The organism is Actinorugispora endophytica (assembly GCF_004363075.1).
Classification (GTDB): domain Bacteria; phylum Actinomycetota; class Actinomycetes; order Streptosporangiales; family Streptosporangiaceae; genus Actinorugispora; species Actinorugispora endophytica.
The window spans coordinates 228,337-242,707 of sequence record NZ_SNYN01000003.1; the positions used below are offsets into that span (position 1 = coordinate 228,337).

Annotated in this window: 9 protein-coding genes; 5 read left to right on the forward strand and 4 right to left on the reverse strand. The window is 71.2% G+C overall.

The genetic code is table 11. The features are described from left to right. Positions 1–18 precede the first annotated feature (18 nt). The 4 genes from EV190_RS07155 to EV190_RS07170 form a co-directional block, all read right to left on the reverse strand. On the reverse strand, positions 19–942 hold the full coding sequence (locus tag EV190_RS07155) for a type IV toxin-antitoxin system AbiEi family antitoxin domain-containing protein (RefSeq protein WP_133740668.1): 924 nt from the start codon (positions 940–942) through the stop codon (positions 19–21). A 217-nt stretch (positions 943–1,159) separates the two neighbouring features. Further along, entirely contained in the window at positions 1,160–1,624 is a 465-nt protein-coding gene (locus tag EV190_RS07160) for a hypothetical protein (RefSeq protein WP_133740669.1), read from the reverse strand. A 173-nt stretch (positions 1,625–1,797) separates the two neighbouring features. Further along, positions 1,798–2,259 carry an ATP-binding protein gene (locus EV190_RS07165; protein ID WP_133740670.1) on the reverse strand — a complete coding sequence of 154 codons (462 nt, stop codon included), beginning with the start codon at positions 2,257–2,259 and terminating at the stop codon, positions 1,798–1,800. Continuing rightward, positions 2,259–2,618 carry a hypothetical protein gene (locus EV190_RS07170; RefSeq protein WP_133740671.1) on the reverse strand — a complete coding sequence of 120 codons (360 nt, stop codon included), beginning with the start codon at positions 2,616–2,618 and terminating at the stop codon, positions 2,259–2,261. Before EV190_RS07170 ends, EV190_RS07165 begins: the two co-directional genes overlap by 1 nt. A 144-nt stretch (positions 2,619–2,762) precedes the next feature. Between EV190_RS07170 and EV190_RS07175 the strand changes: the two genes are divergently transcribed. The 5 genes from EV190_RS07175 (at position 2,763) to pglZ (ending at position 14,368) form a co-directional block, all read left to right on the forward strand. Continuing rightward, positions 2,763–3,620, forward strand: coding sequence for a helix-turn-helix domain-containing protein (locus EV190_RS07175; protein ID WP_133740672.1), 858 nt, complete (start codon positions 2,763–2,765; stop codon positions 3,618–3,620). 5 nt (positions 3,621–3,625) lie between these two features. After that, entirely contained in the window at positions 3,626–3,811 is a 186-nt protein-coding gene (locus EV190_RS07180; RefSeq protein ID WP_133740673.1) for a DUF397 domain-containing protein, read from the forward strand. 164 nt (positions 3,812–3,975) lie between these two features. Beyond that, positions 3,976–7,683, forward strand: a complete 3,708-nt coding sequence (gene pglX, locus EV190_RS07185; protein ID WP_243742413.1) for a BREX-2 system adenine-specific DNA-methyltransferase PglX — start codon at positions 3,976–3,978, stop codon at positions 7,681–7,683. Positions 7,684–7,844: 161 nt separating this feature from the next. Then, positions 7,845–11,603: a phage resistance protein gene (locus EV190_RS07190; protein WP_133740675.1), complete on the forward strand. Its 3,759-nt coding sequence runs from the start codon at positions 7,845–7,847 to the stop codon at positions 11,601–11,603. Next, positions 11,600–14,368, forward strand: a complete 2,769-nt coding sequence (gene pglZ / locus EV190_RS07195) for a BREX-2 system phosphatase PglZ (RefSeq protein ID WP_133740676.1) — start codon at positions 11,600–11,602, stop codon at positions 14,366–14,368. The genes EV190_RS07190 and pglZ overlap by 4 nt, the downstream gene beginning before the upstream one ends. Positions 14,369–14,371: the final 3 nt, after the last annotated feature.

Sequence of the window (14,371 nt, forward strand, 5' to 3'; positions counted from 1 at the left end):
CTCCGCGCCGGAGGCCCCCTACCGGGCGAGGGCTGCGCGCACGGTGTGCGCGATGTAGCGGGGGAACGCCAGGTCGGCCCAGGTGAAGCGGAGGATGCGGATGCCGGGGAAGGCGAGTTCGAGGGCGTTCTGCCGGCGGCGGTCGTGCAGCAGCGCCTTGGGGCGCTCGTGCGGGTCGCGGCCGTCGGCCTCGACCAGGAGCCCGCGGTCGCGCCACCACAGGTCGCCGATGGCGACCAGCCGTCCCCGCGCGTCGTGGAAGGGGTGTTGCAGGGAGTCGGGCGGGACGCCGCCGTCCGCGCAGACCAGCCGGACCCTCGTCTCCAGCGGGCTCTGCGCGCGGCCGTCGGCCAGGCCCCACCACGGCAGCGAGCGCGCGCACCCCGGACGGCCCGTGTTGGCGGAGGCGAGCGCGGGCAGGTCCTCGGCGGCGACGAGCCCCTGGTTGAGGGCGGAGTCCAGCAGGCACACCGCCGTGGAGCGGTCCACGTCCAGCAGGGTGTCGCGCAGGGTGCGCCGGGGGGTGGTGGCCCGCAGCCCGCCGCGTGCGACGACCTCGGCCGGGTCGGTGGCCCAGGTGCGCCGGATGATCCCGGGGACCTTGCGCCGGGCGTCCCCGACGGGGACGGTCATGTGCACGGCGCCGGTCCAGGGCGGCAGCCCCCGGACGCCCCAGAGGCGGGCGGCGGTCCGCCCGCTGGCGAACGCGGTGGGGCCCAGCGTGAGCTGGGCGGCCATCACCGCCGACAGCAGCCGCTCCCGTTCGGTGACGGGCGCGTGCCCCGCGACGCGGTAGACGCCCCGGTGCACCCGCGTCCAGCCGCCCCGGCGCACCAGGTTGCGCAGCGCGGAGTCGGAGAGCCCGCACCGCATCACCTGGTCCCTGCTCACCACCCCGTACTGGCGGGCCGCGAGCGCGCCCGCCGCCCAAGTCGCGTCCATACGGTCGAGCATGGCCCGCACGCCCGGGCCGCCGCGATCCGGATCTCCCGGCTGTGGACAACCGGCCGGAACACGTGATCGGCCGCGCGGTCCTCACGGCGGCCCGTCGTCGGGGTTCTGCCCTTGACCGCCACCGCCTTGGGCTTTCAGCCCTATTCAGCCCCGAAAAGGGCTGAAAGCCCAAGATCCTTTCCAACTCCAACGCCAGGATCCGTGGTTAAGGGGTCGTGGAGAGGAGGAGGGCGGCGCGCAGGGCGCGGCGCAGGGCGCGGAGGGTGCGGTGGAGTCGGGTGGGGCGGGTCTTGCGGGCGTAGTAGGCGGGGGTGGCGTGGGCGGGCCAGTGCTGGCCGGGGCGGTGGGTTCCGGCGGCGATGGCGCGCAGGCGGGCGATGGAGTCGGCGCGTTCGCGGTTCGCGGGGAAGTCCTCGCGGGTGGGGGTGCGGCCGGTGACGGGGTGCGGGGCGAGCGGGTCACGCAGGCGGGGCCAGGGCAGCGGCCGCGGCGTCCGGGCGGGAACCGGCGGCGCGGACGGAGCAGGGACGGGTGCCGGAGGCGGGGTCCAGCCCATGGCGATCTCGGGGCGGCGGACGGCGAGGAGCCGGATGAGCGAGGCCAGCTCGGCGTCCTGCGCGGCGTCCCGGTCGGTGACCAGGAGGTCGCGGTGGGTGGTGGTCATGGTCATGGGTGTGTTCCTCTCTCGTGCGGGCGTGCGGGGGCCGGGTGAGGGCCGGGAAGGTTCAAGGGGCGGGGGCGAGCGGGCGCGGACGGCTTACGGCCCGGGCGGGCCTGCGTGGAGGCTCGCCCCACGGAAGGGATGTGCGGTCCCCTCGGGTGCTGCGGGTGCTGCGAGTGCGGTCAGGAGTGGGGGAAGGCCGGGGGCGGGGGCTCGAACAGCGCCCACACGGCGTGGCCGCCCTCCTCGGTCACCCAGTACCCCCAGTCGTCGGTGACCTCGGCGACCAGGCCCAGCCCCCGGAAGGCGCAGGCGTCCGGATCGGACGCCACCACGCGCGGCGCCAGCGGCCGCCGGGTGCCCGGACTCAGACGCGGGCCGTCGTCAGCGACCGACAGGAACACCAGCCCGGTGCGCAGCGCCGACACGCTGACGGCGACCTTGCCGCCCTCGCCGCTGCGCGTGTGCCGGCAGGCGTTGCCGAACAGCTCCGACACCACCAGCTCGGCCTCGTCCACCACCCGGGAGAAGGAGGCCAGCGCGGCCCGGGTCCGATGCCGGACCTCCCGACACCACACCGGCTCGCCCGGATACTCCCAGAACTCCGACACGGCCGTCAGGCGGCCGAACGGACGCGGCCCCATCAGGCCACGGCCTTGAGCGAGGCGTGACGCCCGGACGCCGGGACGCCGTCCGGGCACGCGGGGCCCGGGCCGGGGGCGGGGGTGGGGGCGGCCAGGGTGGCGGCGACCCGGTCCACCTGCGAGGAGTCGGCCCACCCGGACCTGCCCCAGATGAACCACCACCCTCCGGTCACCCCCTGCACGAGGACGACCGGGACGGTCCGGTCCTGGGAGCGGACGTACAGCACCGGGTGCTCCCCGTCGGCCAACGCCAACAGGGCCACCCCACCGAGGGCCCGGACCCGTCCGGCCAGGTCGGAGAGGAGTTGGGAGCGAGCGGCCGCAGGGGGCCGCAGGGGCGGGGGGTTGTTTACGGGCATGGAGAAACCTCCTACATAGCCGGTCTCAAGCTGCCAAGCTTGGCCTTGGCTGCCTACCCTCCATAGTGAGTTAGGTTACCTAGAGTCGTCAAGAAGAAAATTAGATAATGCTAAAAACTTGGGGAGGTGGCTAGGATGCCGCGTATGCAGAAGCCCTACAGTCCGAGCGTTCGGCGTCGGCGTCTCAGCTCCAGGCTGCGTAGCTATCGGGAAGCAACCGGTAAGACAACCGGCCAGGTGGCGCAGGCCCTTGGCTGGCAGCAGACGAAGGTCTCCCGTATTGAGACCGGGATCAAGAAGACGGTCCAGCCTGACGAGCTGGACGCGCTCCTGGACCACTACAAGGAGGAGAACCCGGAGGTCCGCGCTGAGCTGCACGAGTGCGCTCGGATGGCTAAGCAACGCGGCTGGTGGGCGCGTTACAAGGGTGTCCTCTCCATGGCTCTACCGGACTTCGAGACTGAGACGTCGGTGATCCGGACCTACGAGTGCCAGGTGATCCCAGGACTTCTCCAGACCGCCGAATACGCGGAGGCGATCTTCCGGGCGAACCTGGTTCGCAGTGATGAAGAGATCCGGGAGCGGGTGGTTGCCCGACTCAAGCGTCAGGAGATCCTCAACCGTGTCGATCCCCCCGCTTACTGGGTGATCCTCGATGAGGCGGCCTTGCGGCGTACCGTCGGGTCCCGAGAGGTGATGAAGGTGCAGCTGCGCCATCTCACCCATATGGCCGCACGCCACAACATCAACATCTACGTACTACCGTTCTCGGCGGGCGCCCATCCCACGACGATGGGCAGCTTTGTCATCATGGATTTCCCCAACCCCATGGACGCGAGTATCGGCTACGTGGAGACACCGACATCCAGCGTGTACGTAGAAGAAGAGGACGAACTGGCCGAGCTCAACTCCATCTTCGGCGGAGCACAGGGATCTGCACTCAGTCCCGCGCAGTCGCTGGAGTTCATCACCGACGTCATCAAGTCACTAGAAGAAGAGTGAGAACAGTGTCTGACCAGCAAACATGGCGTAAGAGCAGTTACAGCGGCGCCAACAACTACTGCGTCGAAGTGGCCGAACTTCCCGGTGCCGCTGCTGTCCGGGACTCCAAGCATCCCCAGGTCGGGCAGCTCTCCTTCGCCGCGTCCGAGTGGCGGGCGTTCCTCGCCGCGCTGAAAGGGCGCGAGGTGTAGAGGGGCCGGAACGGAGCAGTCCGGCGGGGCGTCCGGTGGCGTGGGAGCCTCCTACCGCGCCACCACGTGTGCGAGATGCCCTCATCTGGGGCTTCCCGTGCGGATGGTCACCGGCGTCGGTGACAATGGGCAGGTCGGTTCCCCCAGCATCGCCAGGAGTGCCCGTGATCAATCGCGAATCGTTGCTCAAGGACCTGAGGAAACAGGTCGCGGTCCTTGAGGGGGATCTCCGGGAGCGGAGCGAAGATCCTCAAGCGGTCAACGAGCACACCGGCAAGACCTTCGAGGAGGAGCTGAAGGTCGAGTACCACCGCGCGTTCCAGGCCGAGCGCACCGCCGCCACCTACGGGGCGTGGCGCGACGACCGGGTGACGCAGGCCGCGGTGGCGTGGGTGCTGGCGACGGTCTTCGTGCGGTTCTGCGAGGACAACCTGCTCCTGGAGCAGCCGTTCATCACCGGCCCCCGGGACGAGTCCAACCGGTACGACATCGCCCAGGAGCTCAAGGACGACTGGGTTCTGCAAGAGCGCAAGCGGAACCCGGACGCGCCCGAGCGCACCGACCGCGACTGGCTGGTGCACGCCTTCGAGCAGATGAGCGTCTCGTCGGTCATGGCGGGCCTGTTCGACCGGGCCCACAACCCGATGTGGACCATCACCCCGTCGCACCAGGCCGCCAAGAACCTCATCGAGTTCTGGCGCACCGTCGGAGACAACGGGCACCTGGTACACAGCTTCTACGACCCGGACTGGAACACCCGGTTCCTCGGCGACCTCTACCAGGACCTGTCGGACGCGGCGAAGAAGAACTACGCGCTGCTCCAGACTCCGGAGTTCGTCGAGGAGTTCATCCTCGACTACACCCTCGAACCCGCCCTCAAGGAGTTCGGGCTCGACGGCAACAAGATCTACCAGGTGGAGAGCAAGGGCTTCCGCCTGATCGACCCGACGTGCGGGTCGGGGCACTTCCTGCTGGGGGCGTTCCACCGGCTGCTGGCCAAGTGGCGCGAGGCCGAGCCGGGGGTGTCGGACTGGGACTTGATCGCCCGGAGCCTGCGCAGCGTCCACGGCGTGGACAAGAACCCGTTCGCGGTCGCCATCGCGCGGTTCCGCCTGCTGATCGCCGCGATGCGGGAAGGCGGCATCACCACGCTGTCGGCGGGAAACCCGGACTGGCCGATCGTGGTGGCGACGGGGGACTCGCTGATCCACGGTGACGGAGCCCCGGGACGCAAGACCAGCCTGTTCGACACGGAGGAAGTCCACCGGTACGCCACCGAGGACGTCTACGACTACGCCGAATACGACCTGCTCGACGCAGGCAGCTACCACGCGGTGGTCGGAAACCCGCCCTATATCACCGTCAAGGACAAGCAGGAGAACCAGAACTACCGGGACCGCTACGCGACCTGCGCGGGGACCTACGCGCTCTCGGTGCCGTTCGCCGAGAGGTTCTTCAACCTGGCGAAGCGCGCCGGTGGAGACCGGGTGGGGGCGGGGGTCGTCGGCCAGATCACCGCGAACTCCTTCATGAAGCGCGAGTTCGGCAAGAAGCTCATCCAGGAGTTCTTCCGGGACGAGGTGCGGCTGACCCACGTCATCGACACCTCGGGTGCCTACATCCCTGGACACGGGACGCCGACGGTCATCCTCATCGGTCGGAACATGAGGAACTCGCACAAGAACGAGGTGCGAGCTGTTCTGGGTATTCGTGGAGAGCCAGAGCAGCCGAAAGATGCGGCGAAGGGGTTGGTCTGGTCTGCGATCGTCGAGCAGATTGAGGATTCCACAAGTGAAAATGACTGGGTGAGTTCTGCTGATTTGGGGTGGGGGAACTTTAAAAACCACCCTTGGAATTTGAATGGCGGTGGCGCGGTTGGTCTCGTTGGGGTTCTAGGGGGCAATTCGAAGCTCGATGGCCTTGTTGAGCGGATTGGATTCTACGGTGATACCCATGCTGACGAAGCCTTCACCTTGCCAAAGACAATTTCTGTTGGGCTGAGGGCTAGGGATGAGTGGTTTGCTTTTCCATCTTCGCGTGGGGAAGATGTTAGAGATTGGGGGGCAAAAGAAGAGGATTTTGTAGTTTTTCCTTATGGCTCAACTAAAAATCCTCTACTGGCCCACGAAATTGGGCAATCTTTTATTCGACGCTTCTGGGGTTTTCGTACTACTCTTTGGGGGCGTGGGACGTTTGGAGGAGGAACTTACCTTTCTAGTGGGCGTTTGTGGTGGGAGTGGCATCAGCTTCCTAAAGATGATAAATCTCATCGTTGGGCAATTGCTTTTGCGTTTGTTGCCACCCATAACCACTTTGTTCTGGATCGTGAAGGGAAGGTCTTCAATCGTTCCGCGCCGGTGATCAAGCTGCCCAAGGATGCTACGGAGGACCAGCACCTGGAGCTTCTCGGGGTGTTGAACTCCTCGACGGCGTGCTTCTGGCTGAAGCAGGTGAGCCAAGGAAAGGGGGGAAGTGGTCTCGGGCGAGGACTCCAGGATGAGGAATGGGAGGAACGTTACGAATTCACCGGAACCAAGCTCCAAGAGTTCCCCCTCCCCGCCACCCTCCCCCTCTCCCGTTCCAAGGAACTCGACTCCCTCGCTCAGCGCCTTTCCTCCCTCGAACCCTCCTCCGTCGTCGAGTCCGACACCCCTTCCCGTTTTCTCCTGAGCAAGGCCCACACCGAATACGCCGCCATCCGCGCCCGGATGATCGCGCTCCAGGAAGAACTCGACTGGGACGTCTACCACCGCTACGGCCTCATCTCCGATGCCGAGCACGCCGAGCTGGTCGTCCCCGACACCGCAGACGTCCCGAACCTCAACCTCGGTGAGCGCGCCTTCGAGATCGTCCTCGCCCGGAAGGTGAAGGCGGGCGAGGTCAAGACCGAGTGGTTCAAGCGCCACAACTCCACCCCCGTCACCGAACTCCCCTCCCACTGGCCCGACGCCTACAAGCAGGTCGTCGAAAAGCGCATCGCCCTCATCGAGTCCCGTAAGGACATCGCGCTCATCGAGCGTCCCGAGTGCAAGCGCCGCTGGCAGTCCGAGCCGTGGGAGAAGAAGGAGAAGGCCGCCCTCAAGTCGTGGCTGCTCGACCGGTGCGAGGACCGCGCCCTCTGGTTCGCGGCCGACGACACGGGCGCGGAGGTGCCCGTCGTCCGGTCCGTGCTGGCTCTCGGGAACCGGCTGCGCGACCTGCACCCCGAGGCCGTCGAGGTCGCCGCGCTCTACGACGCGGACAAGGACTTCGCCGACGTCGTCAAGGAGGTCGTCGAGACCGAGCACGTCCCCTACCTCGCCGCGCTCCGGTACAAGGACACCGGGATGCGCAAGCGCGCGCAGTGGGAGGAGGTGTGGGACAAGCAGCGCGAGGAGGACCGGCTCAACGCGGACCTGGCCGAGGGCGAGAAGGAGAAGCGGCTGCCCATCCCGGTCCCGCCCAAGTACACCTCCGCCGACTTCCGCAAGTCCTCCTACTGGGCCAACCGGGGCAAGCTCGACGTGCCCAAGGAGCGGTTCACCTCCTACCCGGGCGCGGAGACCGAGCAGGACGGCTCCCTGGTGCTCGGCTGGGCCGGGTGGGACCACGCCCAGCAGGCCGACGCGCTCGCCACGCTCGCGCTGGACCGGGTCGGGGAGCACGGGTGGGGGAGCGTCCGGGAGAAGGCGACGCCGCTGCTCGCCGGGATCGCCGAGCTCATGCCGTGGGTGCGGCAATGGCACTCCGAGCCCGACGACTACGGGCAGAGCCCCGCCGACTACATCGCGCAGGACCTGGAGTCGCTGATGAACGACACCGGCGTCACCGAGTCCGACATGAAGGCGTGGCGGCCCCCCGCGCCGACGCGGGGGCGGCGCAGGAAGGCGTAGAAGCCGACGCCCCGCCCCCCCGCCGGGAACCGCGTGCCCCGCCCCGGAGCGCCCCCGAGTGCTCCGGGGCGGGGCGCCGTTGTCCCCGGCGGTGAATACTGTTAAGCGGTGTGCACCTCCACGCCTTCCCCCGACGCGCGTCAGAAGGGTTCCGCTCGGCGATGACTTCCTCCCCCAGCTCCGACGGCAAGCGGTTCATCGGCGACCTCATCGAGATCCCCGAGGCCGTCCACGACGGCGACCTCGTGTTCAAGGTCTCCGACGGGGTCGAACAGCAGGCCGCGCAGGCCGTGCGGGACTACGTCGTCACCCCCCAGCTCGCCGCGTGCTTCGACGAGGCGCTCGGCACCATCAAGGGCGCGCTCGCCAAGGGGCAGTCGCGGGCCACCTACCTCAACGGGTCGTTCGGGTCCGGCAAGAGCCACTTCATGGCGGTGCTGCACGCCGTGCTGCGCCACGACCCGGCGGTGCGCGGCGTCGAGCGGATGCCCACCGTCCTCGCCAGGCACGACGACTGGCTGGAGGGCAGGAAGTTCCTGCTCGTCACCAGCCACCTCGTGGACGCCGACTCCATCGAATCGGCCATCCTCGGCGGCTACGCGCGCCACGTCCACCGCAACCACCCCGAGGCGTCCGTCCCGGCGGTCTACCGGACCGAGGGGCTGCTGGCCGACGCCCGCGGTATGCGCGCCGCGCTCGGCGACGAGAAGTTCGCCGAGGGGCTGTCCGCCGCGGCGGACCCCGGCTCCGGCGGATCCTGGGGCAAGTGGTCCGCCCCCGCCGAGTGGACGACCCAGCGCCTCGACGAGGCGTTCGCCGTCTCGCCCGCGAGCACCGACGAGAGCGAGCTGGCGCTGCGCCGCGCACTCGTCAGCGCCCTGCTCAAGAGCCACTTCAAGCGCTACGCCGACACCGTGCACGGCGACGCCGAGGCGTTCGTCACCCTCGACGACGGGCTGTCCGCCATCAGCCGCCACGCCAAGGAGGAGCTGGGCTGCGACGCCGTCATCCTCCTCCTGGACGAGCTGGTCCTGCGGTTCACCAAGTTCATCGGCGACGAGAGCCGCATCAACGAGGAGGTGCAGAAGGTCTCCAAGCTCGTGGAGTCCTCCGAGAGCCACCGGCCCGCGCCCATCCTCAGCTTCGTGCCGCGCCAGCGCGACCTGCGCGACCTCGTGGGCCTCTCCGGCAGCACCGAGGGCGTCGGCCAGACCATCAAGTACTGGGACGGGCGCTTCGGGCACATCAGCCTGGAGGACAGGAACCTCACCGAGGTCGTCCGGCACCGGCTGCTGCGGCCCAGGAGCCCCGAGGCCGCCACCGAGATCGCCGCCGCCTTCGAGCGCATGGTCAACACCCGGCCCGAGGTGCGCGACACCCTCCTGGACACCGAGGGCGGCGACGCCGACACCTGGGACGACTTCGGGGCGCTGTACCCGTTCAGCCCGGCGCTGCTGCACGTCATGGTGGACCTGTCGAGCGCGCTCCAGCGGCAGCGCAGCGCCCTCAAGCTGATGCGCCAGCTGATGGTCAACCACCGCGCCACCCTGCCCGTGGGCCAGCTCGTGCCCATGGGCGCGGTGCTGGACGTCCTCGTCGAGGGCGAGGACCGGCCCTTCCGCGACCGGCTCAGCGCCGAGTACGACAAGATCCGCGGCTTCTACCGCGACCGGGTCCGGCCCTGGCTGCTGCGGCGGCACGGCATGAGCGACGGCGACACCGGCGGCCTGGAGGTGCGCCACCCCTTCCGGGCCGAGGACCTGCTGGTCAAGACCCTGCTGCTGTCCGCGCTGGTGCCCAACGTGCCCGCCCTGAAGGAGCTGACCGCCGGGCGGCTCATCGCCCTGAACCACGGCATCGTCCCGGCCCGGCGCACCGGCCAGGACATCGCCCGCGTCGCCCAGTTCTTCCGCGAGCTCAACGCCCAGTTCGGCGAGGTCCGGGTCGGGGCGGAGAAGAGCAACCCCACGGTCGCGCTCAACCTGCTGCGCGTGGACACCGAGTCGCTGATGCGCAGCAGCTACACCGCGGCCAACGACCAGGCGCTGCGGCGGCTGTTCAAGCGGATGCTGTGGGAGGAGATGGGCCTGGGGCCCGACGCCGCGAGCACCACGACCACGTGGCGCGGCACCCGCCGCCTCGTCGAGCTCGACTTCGGGAACATCCGCTCCGAGGACTCGCTGATGCGCCAGCGGTTCGTGCCCGAGGCGCCGGGCGCGGTGCGCGTCGTCATCGACTACCCCTTCGACGACGGCGACCACAACCCGGCGGAGGACCGCCAGCGGGTGCGGGACCTGCGCGAGGAGTTCGACACGCCGCCGGCCACCCTCGCCTGGATCCCGCACTTCCTGTCGGCCAACCGGCAGCAGGACGCGCGGCGGCTGCTGATGATGGAGCACCTGGTCCAGCCCGGCGTCATCGAGGAGAAGGCGCCCAACTGGAGCTCCGAGGACCAGCGCGAGGCGCGCGCCCAGCTCGACAACCAGCGCTCCCAGATCGAGCGGCAGCTGCGCGACCTGCTGCGCGGGGCCTACGGCGCGGCCAACCGCAACGACACCGACTTCGGGCACGGCATCGACGAGCACATCGAGGCGCTGCCGCCCGGCGTGCGCATCCGCGTCGAGGCGGGCAGCCAGCTGGGCGCCGCGCTCCACCGCGTCGCCGGGAAGCTCCTGGACCACCTGTACCCGGAGCACCCCAGGTTCGCGTCCCCGTCCGGGGCGACGCCCGAGGTGCGCCGGGCCGACCTCACCGCCGTCCTCCAGGCGGTCGAGGAGGCCAAGGCCGACAAGCTCCAGCGCTACGAACCCGTCAAGGGCGAACTCGACGCGCTGTACCGGGTCGCCCACAACCTGGGGATCGCCAAGGTCACCGAGGTGTTCTCGCTCAACAGGACCTGGCTGGCCGCCCTGGACGAGGCCGCCCGCACCGCCAAGGCCGACACCACCGAGATCCGGGTGCGCGAGCTCAAGGAGTGGATCCGCGACCAGGAGCAGGGCAAGGGGCTGCCGCCCGACATCGTGGACCTGCTCGTCCTCGTGTACGCGGTGCAGTCCGACCGGGCCTTCATCCGGGGCGGCAGGCGCTACACCGACGTCGGGATCGGCAGGCTCGAAGGCGACATCGTGCTGCGCCGCCAGGCGCTGCCCTCGGAGGAGGACTTCGACCTCGCCAACCGGCGCGCCGAGCAGGTCTTCAGACTCGCCCGGCAGCCGGTGCTCAACGTCCGCGCCGTGCAGCGGCTCGCCGAGGACCTCAAGGAGCGGAGCGGCGCGTGGCTGGCCGGGACCGAGGCGCTGCTCGCCCAGCTGGAGAAGCGCGCCGGCCTGCTCGGCCTGGACGAGGAGTCGCCGCGCCTGCGGACCGCGCGGGCCACCCACGCGCTGCTGACGCGGCTGCGCGGAATCGCCGACGACACCGAGCTGGTGGTCGCCCTGGCGCGGGCCGGCCTGCCGGGTGAGGGCGCGGTCTACCAGGCCGGCCTGGCGGCCGCCGGGACGGTGGCCGCGAAGCTGGAGAGCACCGGCTGGGCGAACCTCGAGACGCTGAACGACCTCGCCAACGGCGGCGGCGACCACGCCGAGGCCGCGGCGCGGCTGCTGGAGCGGCTGGCGAAATCGGCCCGCTGCGACGAGCAGCAGCAGAAGCTCGCCACCGAACTCGACGCGGTGTCGGCCGACGCGGCCGTGCTGATCCGCAAGGCGGTGACGCGGCCGCAGCCCCCGAAGCCGCCGGTCGTGCGGCCGGACACGGGAGACGGCACCCCTCCGGGCGGGACCGAGCGCGCCGCCGGGGACGGGGAGGCCGTCGCGACGATCGGCGCGGCGGACGACCCGGCGAAGGTCATCGCGGAACTGCGCGAGCGGCTCGGCGCCTCCCCCGCCGCCACCATCGAGGTCACGGTCCGGGTGGTCGGATGACCCCCGCCGGCACCAGGACGGTTCAGCAGGCCACGGTCGAAGCGGTCCGGGGCGGGCTGCGGCGGGCGCTGGAGAAAGAGGACCTGAGGGTCGGCAAGGGGTGGCTGCCCTCCGGGGCGCGCGCCGTCGCGCTGCGCGCCGCGCCCGTGTGGCACGGACCCGACGAGGTCGAGATCGAGCACGGGGGACGCCCGGTGCGCGCCAGGGTCGCGGTCGCGCCCACGGTGCTGGCCGCGCTCGCCGAACTGGGCCGCCCGCCCGCCCCGGGCGCCGACCGCCTCGTCCTGCTCACCCCGTGCGAGGAGGCCGAACTCGGCCCCTCCCTGCTGGGGCGGCTGCTGTGCCACGAGGTGTTCACCGTCGACAGCTGGGAGCTGCTCGCCGACGAGCTCGGCCTGCGCATGCTGGACCCGCGGCTGCACTCCAGGGAGTGGTCCTGGCTCGCCGAGGCGCTGCGCGACGTCGGATCGGCCGCCGAGTGGCGGCGCGCCGCCGCCGTGCTCAAACTCGACGACGCGGTGCGGCGGGTCGCCGCGATCCGGTTCGGCCAGGAGGCCGGGGACCGGATCGACGCCGCCGCGCTCCTGGACTGGACGCGCAGGCCGACCCTCGTCACCCGGTTCGGCGAACTGCGCGAGGACGAGCACCGCGGACTGCGCGCCCACCTCGAACGGGAGACCGGCGCGGTCGCCCGGGTGGTCTTCCGCATGCTCGACAAGGGCCAGGTCCACGACGCCATCCCCGCCGGGCTGGTGTTCCGGGAGCTGCTGGCCGCCGACGGCGCGGGCCGCCCGGGGGCGCCGGAGGCGCGGGCGCGCGCCGAGGAGCGGTTCGTGGGCAGCCCCGCGCCGCGCCCCGAGACGCTGTCCCGGTTCGCCGAGAGCAGCGAGGCCGTGCTGCTGCGCATGATGGACGGCGAGGAGCACGACGCCGCCGTCCAGGCCGGCGACCGGGCCGAGGAGATCCTCGCCGAACTCGGCGCCGACGGGATCGCGGCCGACAGCCGGGTGCTCGGCACCGGCCTCCAGGCGCGGCTGGCCGCGCTCGGCGCGGAGATCGGCGCCGCCGTCCGGCCGGGGGCGCCCGACCCCGAGCCCAGGGACCTGGCGCCCGTCGAAGAAGCGCTCACCCGGCTGTGGGAGCACCGCCGCTTCGACGCCGCTTCCCCCTGGGGCGCCGACGCGGTCGCCGCCGTCCGGCTGACGCGCTGGCTCGCCTCCGCCCCCAAGGAGCCCCGGACCGTCGCCGAGGGCGTCGCCGCGCACATCGCCGACACCGCCTGGACCGACCGCGCGGCCAGCCGGATCTGGTCCTCCCGCACCGAGGTCGCGGCGCTGCGCTCGGCCTACCGCGGCCTGTACGCGCGCGTGCGCGACCGGCGCGCGGAGATCGACGAGGCGTTCGCCCGGCGGGTCGCCGCGTGGACCGAGGTGTCCGCGCACACCGACGGCCTGCTGCTCGCCGAGAACATCCTCCAGCGGATCGCCCGGCCGCTCGCCGCCGCCGGGCACGCGCCGCTCGTCGTGGTGCTCGACGGGATGAGCGCCGAGGTCGCCGTGCAGATCGGCGCGGAGATCGCCGCGGGCGGGCGGTTCACCGAGATCGCCCGCAGCGCGAGGGGGCGCGAGGGGGCGCTCGCCACCCTGCCGTCCGTCACCACCTGCTCGCGCGCCTCCCTCCTGTGCGGCCGCCTCACCACCGGCGGCCAGAGCGAGGAGCGCGAGGGGTTCGCCACGCTGTGGGGCCAGCGGTCCGGGAGGCCCCGGCCCGCCACCCTGCTGTACCAGCGCGACCTGGAGGCGGGGGTGGGCGAGGCGCTGCCCGAGGCCGTCCAGGACGCCGTCGCCGACACCGAGCGCGTCGTCGCCGCCGTCGTCAACATCGTGGACGACGCGCTCGGCGACGGCCGCGAGGCCGACAGCGCGGGCTGGCGGATCGAGCAGATCGGCAAGCTCGGCGCGCTGCTGGAGGCCGCCGCCCGCGCCGGCCGCCCGGTGGTGCTGACCTCCGACCACGGCCACGTGTGGGACCGGGGCGAGAGCACGAGGACCGAGAAGGGCGAGGCGGCCCGCTACCGCACCGGGGAACCGGGCGAGCGCGAGCTGCTCGTCACCGGCGACCGGGTGCTCGCCGGAGGCGGCCGGATCGTGGTGCCCTGGGACGAGCGCGTCCGCTACACCTCCCGCAAGGAGGGCTACCACGGCGGGATCTCCACCGCGGAGATGGTCATCCCCGTCCTGGTGTTCGCGCCCGACGCCGCGCTCGCGCCCAGAGAGTGGGCGGCGCTGCGCCCGGCGCAGCACGAGCCCGCCTGGTGGACCCAGCCGCTGACCGTCGAACCGCGCGCCGGGGCCGCGCCGGAGGGGGCCGGACCGGCCGGGAAGACCAGGAGGAGCGCCCCGGCCCAGGAGGCCGCGCTGTTCGGCGCGGACGAGGCGCACGGCGGAACCCTGGGCGAGCGGGTCACGGAATCGCCCGCCTTCGAGGCGAGCCGGAGCCAGGTCCCGCGCGGCCCCTCCGGGGAGGAGGTCGCCGCCGTCGTCGACACGCTCGTCCAGGCCGGGGGAGCCCGGCCCAGGCTGCCGGTCGGCGCCGTCGCCGAGGCCGCGGGGAAGGAGCCCTACCGCGCCGTACGCTTCCTCAAGATGGTGGCCAAGGTGCTGAACGTGGAGACGTTCCCGGTGCTCACCCTCACCGACGCCGAGCGCGCCGTGGAACTCAACACCGGGCTGCTCAGGGAGCAGTTCCTGCCGGGGGAGAGGTAACCG